Origin of the sequence: Pseudaminobacter salicylatoxidans (genome assembly GCF_003148475.1) — a bacterium.
GTDB lineage: Bacteria > Pseudomonadota > Alphaproteobacteria > Rhizobiales > Rhizobiaceae > Pseudaminobacter > Pseudaminobacter salicylatoxidans.
Genome location: NZ_QGGG01000008.1, coordinates 64,844 through 83,063, shown reverse-complemented (window position 1 = coordinate 83,063; position 18,220 = coordinate 64,844). Strand labels below are relative to the sequence as shown.

Below are 18,220 nucleotides of genomic sequence, written 5' to 3'. Positions count from 1 at the left end.
ACGCTAGATATAAAGGCTGTCGCCAGGGCGATGGGAAGCAGCCGGTGCGGCATCATCTTCGGAAGACCCATGGGAACTCTCGTTGCTGTTTCCGGCAGAGGCGCGCCCGCCTTCACCGCCGCCGGAATTCGCGGAAGCGAAGGCCTGCTGGTCGCGCGGGCCGAAGCCGGCTGCGGCATTGTTGCCATCCGCGCCACCCTGTGCGGTTGCCGACGACTGCGGCTGCTGGATAGTGACCTGATCGATATTGAGCCCCATGCTGCGCAACGATTTGACGATCGTTTCGCTGTCGGCGCTGAGGCGTCTGTAGGCCTCACCGTTTTCAACGCGCAGTTCCACCGTAAGGTGCTCGCCCGAGAAACGCAGATTGGCCGTGACCATGCCCAGTTCGGCCGGGTGCAATTGAAGTTTCAGCGTGTGTGCGGAGGCGAGGTTCGGCTGCGCGGTCAAGGGCTGGAAGGACGGGGCAGCAGCCGCTTTCCAGCCCGGATCGGCGGAAATGAGATTTGCCAGCCCGACTGCGGTGGAGGGACCGGGCTGAGCCACAGGCGCGGGGATATTCTGCTGGGCAACCACGGTGATACGCTCCGGCCGGGTATCGGGTCTGCGGCCAAATGCGTCGGGTTGCGGACGGTCGCCGTCGATCCCGGCGGCCAATGTCTGGAGAAAATCGCGGCCGGGTGTCAGGGCCGCATCGGCGGGCGTTGCAGTCTGCTGCGCCTGACTTGCCTTGGAAGCAAGCGACAGCGTGATCGTGGCGGCATCGGGCATTCTTGTCGCAGCATTGCGTGCGGCAGCGGCGTCTGCGGTTTCATTCCCGGGCGCGCTTGCGCCGGACGAACCGGCGGCCTCCGCCTTCTGCGCCGTTCGCGAGCGGCCCGCAGCATTGCGGGCAGCGTGTTCGGCGGCTTCGACGGTTGCGGGGTCCAGCGCGACCTTGATATCCGGCTCGCCGCCTGTGCCCATCTGCGTCTTGCCATGCTGGGTGCCTTCGGCGCCCCGCGCGCCGTTGCCTGTCTGCGTGGCCCGTTCATCGAGCGCACGCGCCGCGATCATGGCCGACAGCGGTGTTGCGGCTGCCTTGCCGTTGGTCTCCCCAGCCGCTGGCTCGGCGTCGGCGATCTCGGTACCCTTGGCGATCCGTTTGCCATGTCTGGGTTCGCCGCGCGTGCCCTCAGCGGCTTCGCGGGTCCGGTCCTTCCCGTGACGGTCCTGCCTGCCGGTTTTCTCCAGATCGAGGGCCGAGTTGAAATCCCCGTCCTCGGCTTGCGCCTTCCTGCCCGCCCCTTCGGATTTTGCCGATGAAGGGGCCAGAGCGGCTATCGCCTGGTTGATGCCTATGCTCATCGTACATCTCCCAGCAATCTGTCGATCTCTTCCAGCCGGCGACGGGTTTCCGCCACCTTCTTGTCCGAGGGCGCGGCGATGGGCGCAGTTGCCGAAGCTGGTTTGGGCGCGGGTGCGACCCTGCCTGCTGCCGTGGCTTGCCGGGGCAGCGGCGCCGTCTCGACATCAAGAACGGGAATATCGCCCTCGTCCATGGCTGCCATGTCCGCCGTTTCAGGCTCGACGGGAGGAGCCGGCAAACGCGGCGGTGTGGCCGTGAGCTTGGCCGCGACGGCCGCGACCGCATCGAACAATTCACGGTCGCTGGCCGACAGCTTGCGCCGGTCGATCTTCGCCAGCTTTGCGCTGATCTCTTCGGATGTGCCCGACGAGACGGCCGCGAGGCTCGAATAGAGCAGGGCGCGCGGGTCCTCGGCCACGTTCACGCGGAGGCCTGCTTCCTGCGCCTTGTCGGACGCGAAGGAAGCCAGTTCCTCAAAGCCGTTGATACCGGCGCGGCGCGCGATGCGCAGATAAATCACGCGTTCCTGTTCGGCATCCATCAAGGCGGTGATGTCACCGATTGCGGCGAGGTCGAGCGAGCCGTGGAGAGTAACGACGCCGGCCACGAATGCATCAGCGAACTGGCTCGCATAGGGCGAGCGCAGATAACGCTCGGCATATTGCGACGCGGCGCGCATGAAGCGCGTGGTATCGCCGGTTCCGGCCGCGAGACCGATCGAACGCCGCAAGGCGCCTTCCTCGACCAGCGTGCCGGGTGCCAGCAGCCGGGCCTCGTCCAGCAGTTTCAGCGCTTCCGCTGGAGCTTCCGTCCCGACAATGGAGCCCTTTATCAGAGCTGCGAACGCGCCCAGAGCGGGCGGCAAAGCGAGTGGATCGACAGGGCGCAAGGCGGCGTGCGCCTCCGTGTTTCGGCCATTGAGATAGTGCAGGACGCCCGTGCCGATGTCCTTGTTGGGTCCGGCAAGGTCGAGGCGGGAAAGGACGATACTGACGGTTGCGGGGTTGCCGCCGCTCATGGCGTAGACCAGCAGCGCCTGAAGGTTGCGGTCATCGGCGAAGTCCGAAGTCTTCATGGCGCGCAAACGGCTGTCGATGATGGCCAGCAATTCGCGCTGCATGGGCATGATGGCGTGGTCGCCGGTGGCGATACGGTCCTGCACGATTTCGAGCGAACGGACCATCTGATAGGGCTGCAATGCCGTTTGCGCGCGCGCGAGCGCCGGCACCACCGCCAGCATCGCCAAAGTGGCAACTCCGCACAGGCGCGACAACGGCGTCATTGCGGCTGCTCCAGCCGGATTTCGATGCGGCGGTTTACCGCTGCTAACGGTTGCGAGGTGTCCTTCAACTGACGCTCGGCGAAACCCGATACTTCGGTGATGCGCTGCTCATCGAGGCCACCACGCACCAGCATGTAATAGGCCGAATGCGCGCGTGCGGTGGAGAGCCGCCAGTTGTCATAGGCCTCGCCGCGGAAAGGGCGGGCGTCGGTGTGACCGCTGATGACGATGTTGCCCTTCTGCTCGCTCAGGACCTTGCCGATCTTTTCCATCGCCAGCACCAACTCGTGCCGGGGCACGGCCGAGCCGATCTCGAACATGCCGAAATCGAGCTGGTCGGTGATCGAGATGGTGACACCGCTGGCGGTCGCCGTGACGGAAATGCCGTCATGGAGCTTGTCGTTTGCACCGAGCGCGGCATTGAGCTTTTGGGTCAGCTCTTCCGCCTTGCTTTCGTTGGCCGGCGTGGGGCGGCCGTCCTGAGGTGCCCGGGGCATATCGGCGGCTGCGGATTGCTGCGCCTTTTCGGCCTCGGCCATCTGCAACGGCGCGATATCCTGCGGGGTTTTCAGCTCGCTTGCCTTGGTTGGACTCGCATCGTTTGCAGTATTGGCTCCGGTTTTGGAGCGTTCCGCGCTCGCCTCGGCAAGCGGCGTGGCAACCTGCTGGGACCAGAAATCCGGCGCGAAAGGATCGCGATAGGAATCGCCGCCGGAGGCGCCGGTCGCCGGACCAGCCTCCTGAACGCCGCCGTCGCCCCTGTCGCTGACATTCTGGCGCACGCCGGAATTGGCCGCGATTTCGGCCAGGACCGCATAGGGGTCGGCAAAAAGCTGCTGGTCGGAACGCTCGATAGCGTTCAGCGAGGCGCTGGAATTGTCTTCATTGGTCGGACCTGCGGTGCCGTTTCCGTCCACGCCGCCGATATCGGTGCTCTGGTCGGGGTCTGGCCCGATGGCACTGGCGCCGTCACCGGCGTTTTCCAGCCCCTTCTGACTCGACTTCTGGTCGATCAGCTTCACCGGGTTGAAGTAGTTCGCAACCGCTGCCTTGGTGTGCTCGTCGGCGGCGTTGATGAGCCACATGACCAGAAAGAAGCACATCATCGCCGTCATGAAATCGGCGAAGGCGATCTTCCAGACACCGCCATGGTGGCCGTCGTCATGATCGCCATGGTTGCGGCGAACGATGACGATCTCGTGCTTGACGTCGCCTATGTCGACCGTATTCACGACAGTATCTCCGTAAGCGCGGCGGACCATTCCGAAAGACGCGTTTCGAAGATGTCCTCGTCAATCGCGACCGTGAGGTCGAAGGTGGCGGCCTGCGTGTGGTCGAAGCGCGCGGCAAGCTCCGGCAGGGCGGCGGCAAGCGCGTTGTACAGCGTTGCCGGTCCGCTGATCCTGATGCGCACCGCCTCCTTGTCCTGCACTGCAAGACGGATCGACCGCGCGAGCCTGTCGAGCGAACCTTCCTGCAGGGCTTCGCTCAGCACGCCACTCATGATGCGGGCCGTAGCGGCCGTGGTCAGCTCGCTCACCCGCTGCTCCATATCGGCAAGCCGGTCGGCGATCATGGCGGCGGCGTCCTCGCCGAGCCTGCGCGTCAGCGCCTCCAGCTCGGCGGCATGTTTGCGCTGCTCCGCCTCAAGGGCCGCCGCATGTTCTTCGTTGAGACGCTGGGCCAGCGCGATCTCGGCGCGCGCGACCTCTGCCGCAATGAGTTCCGCCGGGTCCGGAACCGGATCGGGCGCCGGCTGCCTCGGCGTGGAAAAGGTCTGGACCGACTGCACGGCGGTGGGCCGCGCCGCCGTGGGCGGCGTGCCGAAATCCTGCAGAAGCTCGAACAATGCAAGTGCGGACATGGTCTAGCCCGCTGCTTCCTGATGCGCCCATTTGCGCAGGATGAGCGCGGTGCGTTCCTCGTTGAGATCGACCATGCGGGCCAGCCGCTCCTGCGGTGCGGGTTTCAGCTTGCGGCGCAGATCTTCCAGCGGGTTGCTGCGCGGCTGCGGCAGCGCTTCCGTTTCGGCCGCTGCCGCCTCCGGTGTCGGCAGCGAGCGCTGCACCTCATCGAAGCTCGGGTTCTGTGCCTCGGCCGTGCGGGTCAGGCTGGCGACCATCGGGCGCAGGCCGAAGAAGGCGACGAGGAAGACCACGACGATGAAGGCGGCGGCATTGATGATGGTGCCGAGGTGCCTGCTGAAGGCGTCGAGCATGCCGGGTTCGGGGACCTGCACGCCGTCGAGCCCATCGATGAACTCGACCGCCGCGACATTGATGATATCGCCGCGACATTGATGATATCGCCGCGATTCTGGTCAAAGCCGGTGGCGGAGGTCACCACTTTCTGGATTTCGGCGACGCGTTCGCTGATCATTTCGGGCGTGGCGTCCTTGCCGAGGATTTCGGACAGGCGACCCTGGTTGACCACCACGGCGATGGACATCTTGGTGACGGCATAGCCGTTGCTGACGGTGGCGATGCGCTTGGAGTTGATCTCGTAATTGGTGGTTTCTTCCTTGCGCTCGCTCTGCTCGGAAGATTGCGGGCCTTCGGCGGGCGTGAGATTGGCTTCCGGCAGGTTCTGCTCGACTGTGGCGGGGGCGGCGGCGTCGCGCCGGTTGGCATTCTCGTTGGAACGCACCACCTGCACCGAACGCTCGACGCGCGATTCCGGATCGAAGATGGTTTCCTCGGTCTGCCGGGAATCGGTGTTGATGTCGGCCTTCACGCTGGCGCGGAAATTGTCCGGCCCGAGATAGGGGGTCAGCGCGCGGCGGATATTTTCCTCGATCTGCATTTCCACGGTGCGCTCGACGCCGAGCGAACGGCTGGCGCTGGAGTTGAGCGGGTCGTCGCCGGCGGCAAGCAGGTTGCCGCTGGAATCGAGCACGGTAACCTTGTCGGCGTTGAGACCGGGCACGGCTGCCGCCACGAGATGGCGGATCGACATGGCGCTCTTGACCGCATCGATATTGTTGGCTGCACGGATGACGACGGAGGCCGAAGGCGGCTGCTCTTCGCGGCGGAAATTGGCGCGCTCGGGCAGCACGATGTGGACGCGGGCGGCGCGGATACCGTTGATCGACTGGATGGTTCGGGCGATTTCGCCTTCGAGCGCGCGCACGCGCGTTATCTGCTGCATGAAGGAGGTCAGGCCGAGCGAGCCGACATTATCGAACAGCTCATAGCCGGCGTTGGCGCTGGTCGGCAGCCCCTTTTCCGCCAGCAGCATGCGCGCATCGGCCGTCTTGCCGATGGGCACCATGACCGAGGTTCCGTCCGAGCCGACATCGAAGGGAATGCCCGCTTCGCCAAGCGCGACGCCGATCTGGCTCACATCCGAGCGCTCGAGCCCGACATAGAGCGTCTCGTAGCTCGGGCGATTGAGATAGATCGCGCCGATGGCGATGACCGCCAGAACGAGAGCCGCCACGCCACCCATGATGGAAAGCCGGCGCGGGCCGAATTCCTGCAGATTGGAGATGAGGGTCTGAAGTTGCTGCGGCACGGTTCGACGGCTCCTGCATGTCTGTCCGCCGGAACAGTAGAGGTCGAAGCTTGTGCGAAAATGAAATCAGGCCGCGCCCTGAAAGAGCGCGGCCTGTGTTCGCCGTGAGGCGAGATCGTCTTAGCGGAAGAGCGACAGGATGGCCTGCGAGCTCTGGTTGGCGATCGACAGCGCCTGGATGCCGAGCTGCTGCTGCGTCTGCAGAGCGGCAAGGCGAGCCGATTCGGCATTCATGTCGGCGTCGACGAGCGAGCCAACGCCGCGGTCCACCGCGTCCATCAGCTTCGAGGTGAATTCGAGCTGCGAGTCGATGCGGATCTTGGCGGCGCCCATGTCAGCGGCAGCCTCGCGCATGGACTTGAGCGTCGCCTCGGCGGTCGCGATGTCGGCGAAGTCGGCGGCTTCGAGATCGTAGGCAGCTACGGTGATCTTGTCGACAGCGCCAGCGGCCGAATCCTTGACCTTGCCGGCGAGAACTTCCAGGTCGGCACCACCGGTCTTCAGAAGATTCTGACCCTCGAAGTCAGCCGACTTGGCGATCTGGGCGATCTGTTCGGTGAGCGCGGTGATTTCCTTGTCGGTCGCGCCAGTGTCAATGCCGCCCTGTTCGTTGGACACCAGCTTGGCGAGGATCTTCTCACCGAGCTTGATGGCCTCTTCGATGCCGGTATAGGCGACGTCGACGACTGCCGAGCCGAAGCCAAGCGATTCCTTGACCGCCTGATTGACGCTGTTCTGCGCCTTCATGCCGGTCGCGATCGACCAGTAAGCGGCGTTGTCCGAAGCGGTCGAAACGCGCTGGCCGGTTGCGATGCGGTTCTGGGTGGTGGCGAGGTTCTTGTTGGTCTGCGACAGGGTCTGCAGGGCAGTCATGGCAGAGGTATTGGTCAGAAGGCTGGCCATTGTGTGTTCCTTTATGAAATCAGACTTTTTGTCAGGAACATGCCGGAAATTACCGGCGAAGGGTGGAGCGGCATCATGCCTGTGGCTTTTTTGAAGCCACCCTCCCTGTATGGCTGTCTTTATGGGGGACAATTCCTACCAAAAGACTAACCCGACAGGTGCAAATCAGCTGAAGGACCTCACCAGGCTGCCGACGAGCAGGTTCCAGCCGTCGATGAGCACGAAGAACAGCAGCTTGAACGGCAAGGATACCACGGTGGGCGGCAGCATCATCATGCCCATGGCCATGGTGATGGTGGCCACGATCAGGTCGATGACCAGAAAGGGCAGCACGATCAGGAAACCGATCTCGAAGCCGCGCCGGATTTCGGAGATCATGAAGGCTGGCACCAGCACGCGCAGATCGACATTATCGCGCGAAACGGTCTGGCCCTGCTCGCGCGCGAGGTCGGCGAACAGGTCGAAATCCTTGTCGCGCACATGCTTGGCCATGAACTGGCGGAACGGGTCGGAGATGCGCTCCAGCGCCTGCTGCTGGCTGATCTCGTTGTTCATCAGCGGACGCACGCCGTTGTTCCATGCCTGATCGAAGGTCGGCGCCATGACGTAGAAGGTCATGAACAGCGACAGGCTGATGAGGATCAGGTTGGCCGGTGTCGATTGCAGGCCCATGCCGGCACGCAGGATGGAAAAGGCGATGACGAAGCGGGTGAAGCTCGTGACCATGATCAGCAGGCCGGGCGCCACCGAAAGCACGGTGATGAGGCCGAACATCTGGATGATGTAGCCCACGGTGGTGCCGTCGGCCTGGCCGATGGCGCCAAGGTCGATCTGCTGCGCCTGCGCTGCCGTGACGGTCGCGAACAGCGCGAGGGCGATGATGGGAAGTTTTTTCATTCGAACAGCAGCGTCTGGATGAGTACCTGCCGGACATGGCCGCCGCTGCGGATCTTCGCCCGCTCTTCGAGGTCCGCCTTCAGGTTGCGGAAGCCGGTGGCGCCTTCGACCTGATAGACCCTCAGGGTGCGCAGATAGGCGACGAAGTCCTGATGGATGTCGTCCGCGAGCGAGGGGGCGGCCGGCTCGTCGAGGATGATGGAGGCTTCCATGCGCACCCATGTCGTGCCCGGCACGGCAAGATTGGTGGTGATGGGCGCAAGCGTGATCTCGATACCGCGCGTACCAGGCCCATGGGCATCACTTTCCGCTTCGGCAGTCGCTGCGGCAGGCGCCTCGATCCGGGCCGCGTCGTTGCGATAGAGATACTGGCCGGCTGCCCAGCCCAGGCCGATCGCTGCGGCGGTCATGGCAAGCAGAACCGCGCTCTGCACGATGAGCGAGGGGCCTTTGGCCTCCGAAGTTGTCTGCTCGACGATCGACATGCGGTCCTCGCCTAAAAGGGCAATACGTTGTCGAGGATCTGCTGGCCGTAAGGCGGCTGCTGAACCTCGGTCAGGCGTCCGCGGCCGCCATAGGAAATGCGGGCCTCCGCGATGCGGTCATAGCGGATCGTGTTGTGGGGGCCGATGTCCTGCGGCCGCACGATGCCGGCGATGGTGAGGATGCGCAACTCCGCATTCACACGCACCTCCTGCGAACCATGGATGAGCATATTGCCGTTGGGCAGCACATCGCTGACCACGGCCGCCACCGACAGTTCGATGGTCTCGGAGCGTTCGGTCTTGCCCGAGCCCTTGGTCGAGGTCTTGGAATCGATATCGGCGTCGAAGGAGCCGCCCTGCTTGCTGCCGTTCCAGCCGAAATCCATGGCAAGGCCCAGCGAGCGGCCGACCTTGCGGTCGCGGTCGGATTCATTCTTGAAGCGGGCGCGATCATTGATCTCGATCTTCACCGTCAGGATGTCGCCGGGCGCGAGCGCGCGCGGATCGGTGAACAGCCGCTTCTGCCGGTCGTCCCACAACGAGAAGCGCTTCACCGGCTGGGCCGGCTGCTGCGGATACTGATAGACCATCGGCGCCTGTGCCAGACCGGAGCCGACGGGAGACATGACCGGTGGCCTGCCGATTTCATCGGTGCGCGCGGCGCAGCCGGACAAAGCGGCCACGGCGAGGGCGGTCAGGACGAGGCGGTTCATGTCGGGTCTTCCTTGCGCGTGGCCGCAGCCATGATGCGGGTGAGTTCGGCTGCCGACTTGCGGTTCATCTCGTTGAGGATGACGCCCGCCTTGCGGGCTTCGAGCTTCATGAGGATGCCGGCCGCAACCTCCACATTCACCTCGGCCAGCCGCTCGGCGGCGGCATCCGGCTTCATGGTGGAGTAGATCTTGACGACGTTGTCCTCGATCCTGGAGAGGAAGTCCTCGCGCCGCTTCAGCCACTCTTCATATTCGGCGCGCTTTTCCTCCAGCGCCTTCATGCGCTGGTCGATGTCCTTCTGCAGCGTCTCCAGTTCCTGACGCTGCAGGGCATAGCGCCGGTCGCGCGCAACGTCGGCGATGTTGGAGCAGAAGCGCTCGATCTCGGTGGGTTCGGATGCTGCGGTGATCGCCGCCATCGGTTCGGCCGCGCCTTGCTGCGCCGACGCGGCCATGCCGGTCATCAGCACGATCGCCGCTGCCGAGGCCGCGAGAAGGCCGGTGCGACGTATCGCGAGCGGCAGCGATGTGGAAGCGGTCATCTTCGTCACCTATTGCAGCACGAGGTCTGCCTGCAGGGCGCCGGCCGACTTGATGCCTTGCAGGATCGCAATGATGCCGGAAGGCTTCACGCCTAGTCGGTTCAGCCCGGAAACCAGCGTTTGCAGATCCGGTCCGTCGAGAATGGCAACCTTGGCATTGGGTTGGTCGACCTCGATATTGGTGTTGGGCTCGACGGCGGTGACGCCGCGCGAGAAGGGTTCGGGCTGCACGATGGTGGGCGTCTCGGTGATGCGCACTGTCAGCGTGCCGTGGCTGATGGCCACACGCGAAATCCTGACATCCTGGCCGATGACGATGGTGCCGGTGCGTTCGTCCACGACCACGCGCGCCGGGGCATCCGTCTCGACCACGAGATTTTCCAGCTCCGCGTAGAAGCGGGCGGTGGAGATGTTGGGCGGGCGACGGATGACGACCGTGCGGGCATCCTGCTCGCTGGCCACAGGTCGTCCGAAACGAGCGCGGGAATATTCGTTGATGGCGTCGGTCACGCGCACGGCGGTCGAATAGTCGGCGTTGAGGAGTTGCAGGGTCAGCACCGCCTGATCGCCGAGGGTGGCCTTCACCTGTCGCTCGACAATGGCGCCGTTGGGCACGCTGCCGCTGGTGGGAATGCCTTGCGTCACGCGCTCGGCCTGGCCCTGTGCGTCAAAGCCGGCGACGAAGACCGACCCTTGCGCGACCGCATAGATTTCGCCATCCGCGGCTTTCAGCGGGGTCATCACCAGCGTTCCGCCGGCCAATGAGGTGGCGTCGCCCAGCGACGATACGCTGACGTCGATGCGCGCGCCCGACTGCACGAAGGGCGGCATGTTGGCGGTCACGATCACGGCGGCGACATTCTTGGCGCGCATGCGCTCGCCTTCGCTGGCGATGCCGAGATTTTCCAGCATGGCGCGCATCGACTGCTCGGTGAAGGGCGCGTTGCGCAGGCTGTCGCCCGATCCCTGCAAGCCGATGACGAGGCCGTAGCCGACAAGCTGGTTGTCGCGCGAACTCTGGATGCGCGCGATGTCCTTGATGCGCGAGATAGGGCCGCCCGCGCCGGGCAGGGAACTCAGCAGCCGCCCCTCAGGTCCATCGGCAAATGTCGGCTGAAGTCCGAGAACAAGCGCCAGAATGAGCGTCAGCGCACGGATCATAGATCGCCAACCTGGATGGTGCCGTTCGTCAGTACGGTGCCGGAAAGCACCTTGCCGCTATCGACATTGCGGACCCTGATCAGATCGCCGGGGCTGCCGGGCTGAAGCGAGACGGCCGAAGCGGTGATCGTCAGCGGGCCGGCCACGAAGACAGCCTGCACCGTTGCCCCCTGTTCGACCAGCCAGGCGTCGCGCAACGAGGCGAGCGGGATATAGCGCCCCGGCAGCAGGGTGCGACGCGCAACCTTGCCCTCGATGTCGCCTATCGCCAGGGCGACTGCGGCCGGCGGCACCTTGCCTTCGCGCAGCATCACTTCCTTCAACGCATTGGCAGGGATGGGCTCGCCCGGATAGATGACGCGATTGGCGATCGCCACCGTCTGCCCGCTCAGTGCCGGCGCAGCGCCCGCAAGCACCGCCAAACCGACGGTAGCCGCAATGACGAGGTTGTGCATGGCGCGCGCCATCATGCCTTACCTGATGCTCTTGGAGACGACCGCAGCCATCTCGTCGGCTGCCTGAATGACCTTGGAGTTCATTTCATAGGCGCGCTGGGCCGAAATCAGCTCGGTGATTTCCTTCACCGGATCGACGTTGGACGATTCCAGATAGCCCTGCTCGATCGTGGCATAGCCGGGATCGCCGGGGACGCCGACATTGGCGGGGCCGGAGGCGACGGTTTCCTGGAACAGGTTGTCGCCCAACGGTGCAAGACCGGCTTCGTTGGAGAAGGTGGCGAGCGTGAGCTGGCCGAGTTCCTGGAGGTCCATCTGTCCGTCGAGGCGGGCAAACACCTGCCCGGACTTGTTAACGATGACTTCGATTGCGTCGGCGGGAACGTTGATGGCCGGCTGCACCGCAAAGCCGTCCACCGTGACGAGATCGCCGGTGCCGTTGATGTTGAAGGCGCCGGCGCGCGTGTAGAGCGTCTCGCCGTTTGCCCCATCGACCTGGAACCAGCCCTTGCCGGTGAGTGCCAGATCGTAGGAGTTTCCGGTGCTGGTGAGCGACCCCTGGATATGGACGTTGCGAACGGCCGCGGTCTTGACGCCGAGACCGACGGAGACGCCTTCGGGCACGATGTTGGCGTTGGCGCGGTTGGGCACGCCCTGCAGGCGGTCCACCTGATAGATCAGGTCGGAGAACTCGGCGCGGGCGCGCTTGTAGCCGGTCGTGTTGATGTTGGCGATGTTGTTGGCGATGACTTCCAGATTGGTCTGCTGGGCATTCATGCCGGTGGCGGCGATGGCGAGCGCTTTCATCTTTGCAGTTCCCTTCAGATCGCCATGCGGCTGACTTCGAGATAGGCGGACACGATCTTGTCGCGGATGGCGGTTGCCGCGTGCAGCGACTGCTCGGCGTTCATCACCGCGTCGGCCACCTGACGCATATCGGCATCGCCCTGCAGCGCGCGCACCGAAACCTGCTCGGCACCCTGCAGCGTATCGATGGTGCGATTGGCCACTTCCGACACCATGGCCGCGAAGGACTGGCCGGTCTCGACGCCCGTCGGCGCGAGTGCCGTGGGGGAGACGCCGGTGACGCTGCCTGCGTCCTTCGACAGAAGCTGCGAGTTGATCGGGCCGACGCCGGTAATCATGATTGGCCTCTCATAAGATCGATGGTCATGGAAATGAGGTCACGCGCCTGCTTCACGACCTGGAGGTTGGCTTCGTAAGAGCGGTTGGCCTCGGTCATGTCAGCCATTTCGACCAGCACGTTGACGTTGGGCATCTTCACGTAGCCGGCTTCGTCGGCCGCCTCGTGGCCCGGCAGGTACTCGACCGGGAAAGCCGAGCGGTCGCGGTCTACCGAAGCGACGTTGACCGTGGATGCGCCAACCGAACGGTCCAGCTCGGCGGAGAAGATGACGGTCTTGCGCTGGTAGGGATCGGAACCGGGCGTGCTGCCGGTCGACTGCGCGTTGGCAAGGTTTTCCGAGACGATGCGCAGGCGTTCTGACTGCGCGGTCAGGCCGGAAGCGGCAACCTTGAGGGTGGCGGAGAGCGCGTCCATGGTCAGCCTTTCACGCTCAGCATCATCATGCGGTGGAATGCCTTCACGATGGCGGTGTTCAGCTCATAGGTGCGGCGCACTTCGCCGGCTTTCATGAGTTCGTTTTCCAGAACCACCGTATTCTCCGAAGGCAACACGGAATTCTTGCCGCTCTCGTTGCGCACGGCGAAGGCGGCATTGGTCACGCCGGCCTCGAAATGACCCGCCTGCGTCGCCTTCATCGAGACGCTTTGATTGTTGAGCACTTTCTCGAAGGGCTCGATTTCGGCGGTTCCGTAGCCGGGCGTATTGACGTTGGCGATGTTGCCGGCAATCGCCGATTGGCGCACGGTGAGCCACTGCGATTGCTGCGAAGCGAGATGGAACAAATTTACGGGCTGCATAGACTTCTCCGGGCAGATGTCCGGACTCTAGGCAGTCAGTCTTGCGCGGGCCTTGCGGCGTGCAACTATTTGTTAATCTCTACGACCTTGTCGCGGTTGGTCACCATCACCCACTTTCCGGCGCGGCGTTCGATGCTGGCGACGCGGCTGCTGTCGGGAAGCAGGGCGCCGGGCTGCACCACCCACAACCCGGCCTCATCCTCGATCAGGCCGCGGCCATTGACGACGTGAAGCAGTTGATAGGGAACATCCTCGAGCGGAAAGGGCTGGTTTGCGACGGGTGTGCGCTCCCGCTTCGCATCCGGCAGGGTGCCGGTGGCGAAGGGGTCGAGCGCGTCGGATGGAAGCGCATCCTCGGGCAGCAGATCGACAGGCCGCAGGGTGCGCGCGTTCAAGGCAAGCGGACCGGCGCGGTCGCTCTCGCCATATTCGCCGAATTTCAGCGCTTCGATGCCGAATTTCTCCTGATTGAAGAAGATGTACCAGGGAAACAGCGCGCAAACGAGGCCGAGCGTGACGCCCAGACCGGCGATGACGAGGTCGCCGCGGCGATCCGGCTTGCCGGCTTCGGTGCCCCAGCGGCGCAGCAGCGCCAGCGGTCTCCAGCGTCGTTTCGCCTCGGCCGCTCTTTCGTTCTCGATCAGTTCGTGAAGGGTCTGCTCAATCTGGCTGAGCTGCATTGGGCTTTTCCTTCGTTCTGAGATGACGGGCGAGATCGGCCAGCGGATCGGGGGAGGGCGGATCGGCGGGCGTTTGCGTCAGGACCTCATAGACAATGGGGACCTGCCGCACGGCCATGTCGAGTTCGGCGTCGGCACCGGGCTGGTATGCGCCGAGCAGGCGGATGTCGCGGGTGTCCTCGAAGCGCGAGATCAAGGCCTTGAGGCGGCTGACAAGCACGCGTTCGTCGTCGCTCCATGCCTTGCCGGCCAGACGTGAGATCGAGGCAAGCGGGTTGACGGCCGGAAAGCGTCCTTGTTCGGCAATGCCCCGCTCAAGCACGATGTGGCCGTCGAGGATGCCGCGCACGGAGTCGGCCACCGGATCGTTGTGATCGTCACCATCCACCAGCACCGAGATGATCGCGGTGATCGAGCCGGCGCCCTCGACGCCCGGACCGGCACGCTCCAGAAGCTTGGGCAGGTCGGTGAAGACGGAGGCCGGATAGCCGCGCGCGATCGGCGGCTCGCCGGTGCCGATGGCGACCTCGCGCAAGGCATGGGCAAAGCGGGTGATGGAATCGAGCACCAGCAGCACGCGGTCGCCACGCTCGCGAAAATGCTCGGCCACGCGCATGGCGGTGTCGGGTGCGCGGCGGCGCATCATAGCGCTTTCGTCGCTGGTGGCGACCACGGCAACCGTTTTTGTCATGCCGTCCTTGCCGAGCGTGTCTTCCAGAAACTCGCGCACCTCACGGCCGCGCTCGCCGACCAGCGCCACCACCACCGTATCGAAGGCCTGCGCGTTCGCCAGCATCGCAAGCAGCGTCGATTTGCCGACGCCTGAACCCGCAAAAATACCGAGGCGCTGGCCGAAACAGATCGGCGTGAAAATGTCGATGACGCGCACGCCGGTCAGAAAGGATGTCTCGACGCGCTGGCGGGCGAGAGCGGCCGGGGGCGTTGCCTTGCAGGCATCGCGAGCGTCGCCCTGCATGAGCGCCGGCCCGCCGTCGATGGGCATGGCCAGCGCATCGATCACGCGACCTCGCCAGGAATGATGGGGGGCGACCGTGAAGGGACCGCGATTGAAGACCAGGTCGCCGACGCCCGCATCGGCCGAACGTTCGAACGGCGCGATGAGAACGTCATCGGCGTTGATCTGCACCACCTCGCCACGGCGGGCGCCGGCCTGTCCGCGATGTTCCACGATGTCGCCGAGCCGGGCTATGTCCGAGAGGCCGCGAACCCGGTAATGGGTTTGCGAAACCTCGATGATGCGACCGCCGCGCTTGACCATGGTTCGTTCATCGGTGAAGCGCGCGAAGCCGTGCTCCAGCAAGGTCAGCCGGTTCTCCCGCTCCATCATGGGCGGTGCTTGGAGGTTCGCCTTGGCCGGCAGTGTGTCGGGCATGTCGCGCGCTTACTTCGAGCCGAGCGTACGCACCGCCTCGCTAAAGGTTTCGCTGGTGTTGCGTACCAGGGCGGAGGTGTTTTCGAAGGCGCGCTGGACCGAGATCAGGTGTGTCAATTCCAGGATGGGGTTGACGTTGGATTCTTCCACGAAGCCCTGAGCAACCCCCATCTCGATGCGATCGACCACCGGTTCGGGCTGCCCGTTTGGAATGATGCCGGAATTGGCGAAGCGCGTGAAGTTGAGGCCGGGATCGAAGGTGAAGAGGCCGATCGCGCCGATCTGCTGGCCGGCCTGACGCAGCATGCCGTCGGCGCCGACTTCCGGTGGCCCGGCGCGCGGGTCCAGCTGGATCGGCGCACCGCCGGCATCGACGACGGGGTATCCTTCGACGCTTACGAGATCGCCGTTCTCCTGCATGGTGAAGCGGCCGTCGCGCGTCATCACGAGACCGGCCGGGGTCTGGAGGCCGAACCAGGCCTCTCCCTTGACGGCGAAGTCGAAGGGGTTGCCGGTCTCGCGCATGCCGCCGGAGGCGGTCGACAGATAAGTGTCGCCGGTGGAGACGAAGGCCACGGATTTCTGGCCGAGTCCGGAAATCACGTCTTCAAATTTCACGCCGGTGGCCCGGAAGCCGACCGTGGAAGCATTGGCGACGTTGTCGGCAATCGTGTTCAGCCGGCGCTCCAGCGCGATCTGCGATGAAAGGGCTACGTAAAGACCGTCCTGCACGTGCTTGTCCTCAGCTTCTCATTTTCTGGATGGCCAACAGCAAATTGGTCGAGACGCCATATTCTGGCGGCTGGCTGAACAGGATGCTGAGCGAGGCCTGCGCGGGAGATGACGGGTTCTCGATCTCCCACATGGTGGTGAAGCGGGTCAGGAACTTTTCGAGCGCCTTTGCGTCGGAGAAATCCTCGACTTTCAGCTTCTGCTCGAAATACTTGACCTGCTTGTCAATGTCGGTCTGGACAAAGCTGTCCGGCAGCCCGAGCACCGTGCGCACCACCTGCGCAAGCGCCTTGTCGCCGAGGACCTGATAGAAGGAGGTGATGCCTGACGCCTTGCGCTGGAAGTAGAGCGCGAGCCGCACGCCTTCATTCTGCTGGCCGGCATCCTCCTCGAGCGTCTGGCGATAGAACTTTTCCGTGACGGAAAGCTGCGCCGGATTGCGCGTCGTGGCTTCCTCGCCAAAGGCTTCGAAATTGTAGGCCGTAGCGAAGGCGGCATAGCGAGGCTCGGACTGCTTGTTGGCCAGGCTGTCGGGGTCGCGCACACCGCCTTCGAGGATCTTGCGCAGGAAGTCCTTCGTATCGACTTCGGGATCCATGCCGAAGGCCGTGGCGGCATAGGCGAAGAGCTGGTCGTCGGCCATCAGGTCGTCGATCGACTTCACGTCGACGATGTGGGTGAGGTAGTACTGGTTCGCCGCTTTCACCTCATCGGAATTGGGATCGATGCCGCGGATCACGGCCTGCGCCCGGAAATTCTCGACGGCGAACTGCTGCGCCTTGTTGTAGACGGTCGCCTCGCTGCCATGGTCCGCGAAGTTGAAGGCGCTGACGAATTCAGCATAACGCTTGTCGGTAAGCTTGTTGGCGAAGCTGTCGGGGTCGGAAATGCCTTCCTTCAACGCCTTCTTCATGAAGGCCTTGGCGTAGGACATGTCCTCGAGCCCGAATGCCTTCATGGCGTATTTGAAAAGGCGGGGGTTATCGACGAACTCGTCGATCGACTTAACCTTGGTGATGTTCTCCAGGTAGTATTTCGTCTCGCGGTCCACCAATGGCTGCTTCTGCACGCGGCTCAACGACTTGTCGATGTCGCGCGTGATGAGCTGGTAACTGGTGTAGGTGTTGATCACGTGGCAGCCTCCGCACCCCGAACGTAGCCTGCCATGCTAGAGCGGATTCCTTGCGCGAAGCTGAAGGGAGGCGGTGGATGTGGCGCGCATCGATTCAAGCCTCACACAAGGCACGGTCATTATTGCTTCTTCGATAACGCGACTTGCGGAAGGACTGACGGTGGGCATTATCATCGGTATCGTTGTGACCATGGGCTGCGTGCTTGGCGGCTTCATGGCCATGGGCGGGCATATCAATGTTCTGCTCCAGCCGTGGGAAGCGGTCATCATCGTCGGTGCCGCTGTCGGAACGTTCCTCGTCGCAAACCCCATGGCGACGGTGAAGGACACCGCCCGAGCCTGCGGCGAGGCCTTCAGGCAGGCCGTTCCCAAGGAACGCGACTATCTCGAAACGCTCGGCGTACTGCATAGCCTGATGCGCGAGCTGCGCGCCAAGTCGCGCAGCGAGGTCGAGGCGCATATCGACAATCCCGAGGAATCGGCGATCTTCCAGGCGTTTCCGAGCGTTCTCAAGAAGCCTGACCTCACCCAGTTCATTTGCGACTATTGCCGCATCATCATCATCGGCAATGCACGCCCGCATGAGATCGAGGCGTTGATGGATGAGGAAATCAATACCATTCGCGTCGACAAGCTGAAGCCTTATCACGCGCTGATGGCCGTGGCGGACGGTCTTCCGGCGCTTGGCATCGTCGCGGCGGTGCTTGGCGTGGTGAAGGCCATGGGCGCGCTCGACCAGTCGCCGGAAATCCTCGGCGCGTTGATCGGCGCGGCTCTTGTCGGCACCTTCCTCGGCATCTTCCTTTCCTATGCGGTGGTCGGGCCCGTAGCGACCAAGATCAAGGTCGTGCGCGAGAAGAACCACCGTCTCTACATCATCGTGAAGCAGACCCTGCTTGCCCATCTCAATGGCGCGCTGCCGCAGGTCGCCATCGAGTTCGGCCGCAAGACCATCTCTTCCCACGACCGTCCCTCCATCGATGCGGTCGACCAGAGCACGATGAATACCGGCTTTGCCGAAGCCAAGAAGGCTGCATGAG

Annotated in this window: 20 protein-coding genes and 1 pseudogene; 1 reads left to right on the top strand and 20 read right to left on the bottom strand. The window is 63.9% G+C overall.

Annotated features, from left to right (window positions below; genetic code table 11):
* Nucleotides 1-3 precede the first annotated feature (3 nt).
* The 20 genes and pseudogenes from C7441_RS12540 to C7441_RS12445 all read right to left on the bottom strand — a co-directional run bounded on the left by C7441_RS12540 (nt 4) and on the right by C7441_RS12445 (nt 17,180).
* Nucleotides 4-1,347 carry a flagellar hook-length control protein FliK gene (locus tag C7441_RS12540; protein WP_109613157.1) on the bottom strand — a complete coding sequence of 448 codons (1,344 nt, stop codon included), beginning with the start codon at nt 1,345-1,347 and terminating at the stop codon, nt 4-6.
* Entirely contained in the window at nt 1,344-2,630 is a 1,287-nt protein-coding gene (locus C7441_RS12535) for a chemotaxis protein MotC (protein ID WP_109613156.1), read from the bottom strand. The genes C7441_RS12540 and C7441_RS12535 overlap by 4 nt, the downstream gene beginning before the upstream one ends.
* On the bottom strand, nt 2,627-3,862 hold the full coding sequence (locus tag C7441_RS12530; protein WP_109613155.1) for a MotB family protein: 1,236 nt from the start codon (nt 3,860-3,862) through the stop codon (nt 2,627-2,629). Before C7441_RS12530 ends, C7441_RS12535 begins: the two co-directional genes overlap by 4 nt.
* A complete protein-coding gene (locus C7441_RS12525) occupies nt 3,859-4,494 on the bottom strand; it encodes a hypothetical protein (RefSeq protein ID WP_109613154.1) in 636 nt (211 codons plus the stop codon). Before C7441_RS12525 ends, C7441_RS12530 begins: the two co-directional genes overlap by 4 nt.
* Nucleotides 4,495-4,497: 3 nt before the next feature.
* Nucleotides 4,498-6,143, bottom strand: a pseudogene (fliF, locus tag C7441_RS12520) (flagellar basal-body MS-ring/collar protein FliF).
* A gap of 120 nt (nt 6,144-6,263) precedes the next feature.
* Nucleotides 6,264-7,046 (bottom strand): flagellin N-terminal helical domain-containing protein, encoded by a 783-nt coding sequence (locus tag C7441_RS12515; protein WP_109613153.1) that lies wholly within the window; start codon nt 7,044-7,046, stop codon nt 6,264-6,266.
* Between the two features lie 165 nt (nt 7,047-7,211).
* Nucleotides 7,212-7,943, bottom strand: coding sequence for a flagellar type III secretion system pore protein FliP (gene fliP / locus C7441_RS12510; RefSeq protein WP_109613152.1), 732 nt, complete (start codon nt 7,941-7,943; stop codon nt 7,212-7,214).
* A complete protein-coding gene (locus C7441_RS12505; protein ID WP_109613151.1) occupies nt 7,940-8,428 on the bottom strand; it encodes a flagellar basal body-associated FliL family protein in 489 nt (162 codons plus the stop codon). Before C7441_RS12505 ends, fliP begins: the two co-directional genes overlap by 4 nt.
* Nucleotides 8,429-8,439: 11 nt before the next feature.
* Nucleotides 8,440-9,141, bottom strand: a complete 702-nt coding sequence (flgH, locus tag C7441_RS12500) for a flagellar basal body L-ring protein FlgH (protein WP_019173202.1) — start codon at nt 9,139-9,141, stop codon at nt 8,440-8,442.
* Complete coding sequence (locus C7441_RS12495) at nt 9,138-9,683, bottom strand: MotE family protein (protein ID WP_244916129.1); 546 nt, start codon at nt 9,681-9,683, stop codon at nt 9,138-9,140. The genes flgH and C7441_RS12495 overlap by 4 nt, the downstream gene beginning before the upstream one ends.
* A 9-nt stretch (nt 9,684-9,692) precedes the next feature.
* The gene (locus C7441_RS12490; RefSeq protein WP_109613149.1) at nt 9,693-10,844 is read right to left on the bottom strand and encodes a flagellar basal body P-ring protein FlgI; all 1,152 of its coding nucleotides are present in this window, start codon (nt 10,842-10,844) and stop codon (nt 9,693-9,695) included.
* On the bottom strand, nt 10,841-11,299 hold the full coding sequence (gene flgA / locus C7441_RS12485) for a flagellar basal body P-ring formation chaperone FlgA (RefSeq protein WP_244916128.1): 459 nt from the start codon (nt 11,297-11,299) through the stop codon (nt 10,841-10,843). Before flgA ends, C7441_RS12490 begins: the two co-directional genes overlap by 4 nt.
* An 18-nt stretch (nt 11,300-11,317) precedes the next feature.
* A complete protein-coding gene (flgG, locus tag C7441_RS12480) occupies nt 11,318-12,106 on the bottom strand; it encodes a flagellar basal-body rod protein FlgG (RefSeq protein ID WP_109613147.1) in 789 nt (262 codons plus the stop codon).
* A gap of 14 nt (nt 12,107-12,120) precedes the next feature.
* On the bottom strand, nt 12,121-12,444 hold the full coding sequence (fliE, locus tag C7441_RS12475) for a flagellar hook-basal body complex protein FliE (protein WP_109613146.1): 324 nt from the start codon (nt 12,442-12,444) through the stop codon (nt 12,121-12,123).
* Nucleotides 12,441-12,860: a flagellar basal body rod protein FlgC gene (gene flgC, locus C7441_RS12470; RefSeq protein ID WP_019173208.1), complete on the bottom strand. Its 420-nt coding sequence runs from the start codon at nt 12,858-12,860 to the stop codon at nt 12,441-12,443. The genes fliE and flgC overlap by 4 nt, the downstream gene beginning before the upstream one ends.
* A gap of 2 nt (nt 12,861-12,862) precedes the next feature.
* Nucleotides 12,863-13,243, bottom strand: a complete 381-nt coding sequence (flgB, locus tag C7441_RS12465) for a flagellar basal body rod protein FlgB (RefSeq protein ID WP_109613145.1) — start codon at nt 13,241-13,243, stop codon at nt 12,863-12,865.
* Between the two features lie 65 nt (nt 13,244-13,308).
* On the bottom strand, nt 13,309-13,923 hold the full coding sequence (locus C7441_RS12460; RefSeq protein WP_109613144.1) for a hypothetical protein: 615 nt from the start codon (nt 13,921-13,923) through the stop codon (nt 13,309-13,311).
* Nucleotides 13,904-15,316 (bottom strand): flagellar protein export ATPase FliI, encoded by a 1,413-nt coding sequence (gene fliI, locus C7441_RS12455; RefSeq protein WP_109613143.1) that lies wholly within the window; start codon nt 15,314-15,316, stop codon nt 13,904-13,906. The genes C7441_RS12460 and fliI overlap by 20 nt, the downstream gene beginning before the upstream one ends.
* A 9-nt stretch (nt 15,317-15,325) precedes the next feature.
* Entirely contained in the window at nt 15,326-16,048 is a 723-nt protein-coding gene (flgF, locus tag C7441_RS12450) for a flagellar basal-body rod protein FlgF (protein ID WP_019173212.1), read from the bottom strand.
* Between the two features lie 10 nt (nt 16,049-16,058).
* The gene (locus tag C7441_RS12445) at nt 16,059-17,180 is read right to left on the bottom strand and encodes a DUF1217 domain-containing protein (protein WP_109613142.1); all 1,122 of its coding nucleotides are present in this window, start codon (nt 17,178-17,180) and stop codon (nt 16,059-16,061) included.
* Nucleotides 17,181-17,340: 160 nt separating this feature from the next.
* Here C7441_RS12445 and motA point away from each other — a divergent pair, with 160 nt between their 5' ends.
* A complete protein-coding gene (gene motA, locus C7441_RS12440; RefSeq protein ID WP_026060611.1) occupies nt 17,341-18,219 on the top strand; it encodes a flagellar motor stator protein MotA in 879 nt (292 codons plus the stop codon).
* Nucleotide 18,220: the final 1 nt, after the last annotated feature.

Coding starts and splice junctions, on each gene's coding strand:
- C7441_RS12540 (WP_109613157.1), bottom strand. CDS start 1,347: ATGAGCATAGGCATCAACCAGGCGATAGCCGCTCTGGCCCCTTCATCG.
- C7441_RS12535 (WP_109613156.1), bottom strand. CDS start 2,630: ATGACGCCGTTGTCGCGCCTGTGCGGAGTTGCCACTTTGGCGATGCTG.
- C7441_RS12525 (WP_109613154.1), bottom strand. CDS start 4,494: ATGTCCGCACTTGCATTGTTCGAGCTTCTGCAGGATTTCGGCACGCCG.
- C7441_RS12515 (WP_109613153.1), bottom strand. CDS start 7,046: ATGGCCAGCCTTCTGACCAATACCTCTGCCATGACTGCCCTGCAGACC.
- fliP (WP_109613152.1), bottom strand. CDS start 7,943: ATGAAAAAACTTCCCATCATCGCCCTCGCGCTGTTCGCGACCGTCACG.
- C7441_RS12505 (WP_109613151.1), bottom strand. CDS start 8,428: ATGTCGATCGTCGAGCAGACAACTTCGGAGGCCAAAGGCCCCTCGCTC.
- flgH (WP_019173202.1), bottom strand. CDS start 9,141: ATGAACCGCCTCGTCCTGACCGCCCTCGCCGTGGCCGCTTTGTCCGGC.
- C7441_RS12495 (WP_244916129.1), bottom strand. CDS start 9,683: ATGACCGCTTCCACATCGCTGCCGCTCGCGATACGTCGCACCGGCCTT.
- C7441_RS12490 (WP_109613149.1), bottom strand. CDS start 10,844: ATGATCCGTGCGCTGACGCTCATTCTGGCGCTTGTTCTCGGACTTCAG.
- flgA (WP_244916128.1), bottom strand. CDS start 11,299: ATGCACAACCTCGTCATTGCGGCTACCGTCGGTTTGGCGGTGCTTGCG.
- flgG (WP_109613147.1), bottom strand. CDS start 12,106: ATGAAAGCGCTCGCCATCGCCGCCACCGGCATGAATGCCCAGCAGACC.
- fliE (WP_109613146.1), bottom strand. CDS start 12,444: ATGATTACCGGCGTCGGCCCGATCAACTCGCAGCTTCTGTCGAAGGAC.
- flgC (WP_019173208.1), bottom strand. CDS start 12,860: ATGGACGCGCTCTCCGCCACCCTCAAGGTTGCCGCTTCCGGCCTGACC.
- flgB (WP_109613145.1), bottom strand. CDS start 13,243: ATGCAGCCCGTAAATTTGTTCCATCTCGCTTCGCAGCAATCGCAGTGG.
- C7441_RS12460 (WP_109613144.1), bottom strand. CDS start 13,923: ATGCAGCTCAGCCAGATTGAGCAGACCCTTCACGAACTGATCGAGAAC.
- fliI (WP_109613143.1), bottom strand. CDS start 15,316: ATGCCCGACACACTGCCGGCCAAGGCGAACCTCCAAGCACCGCCCATG.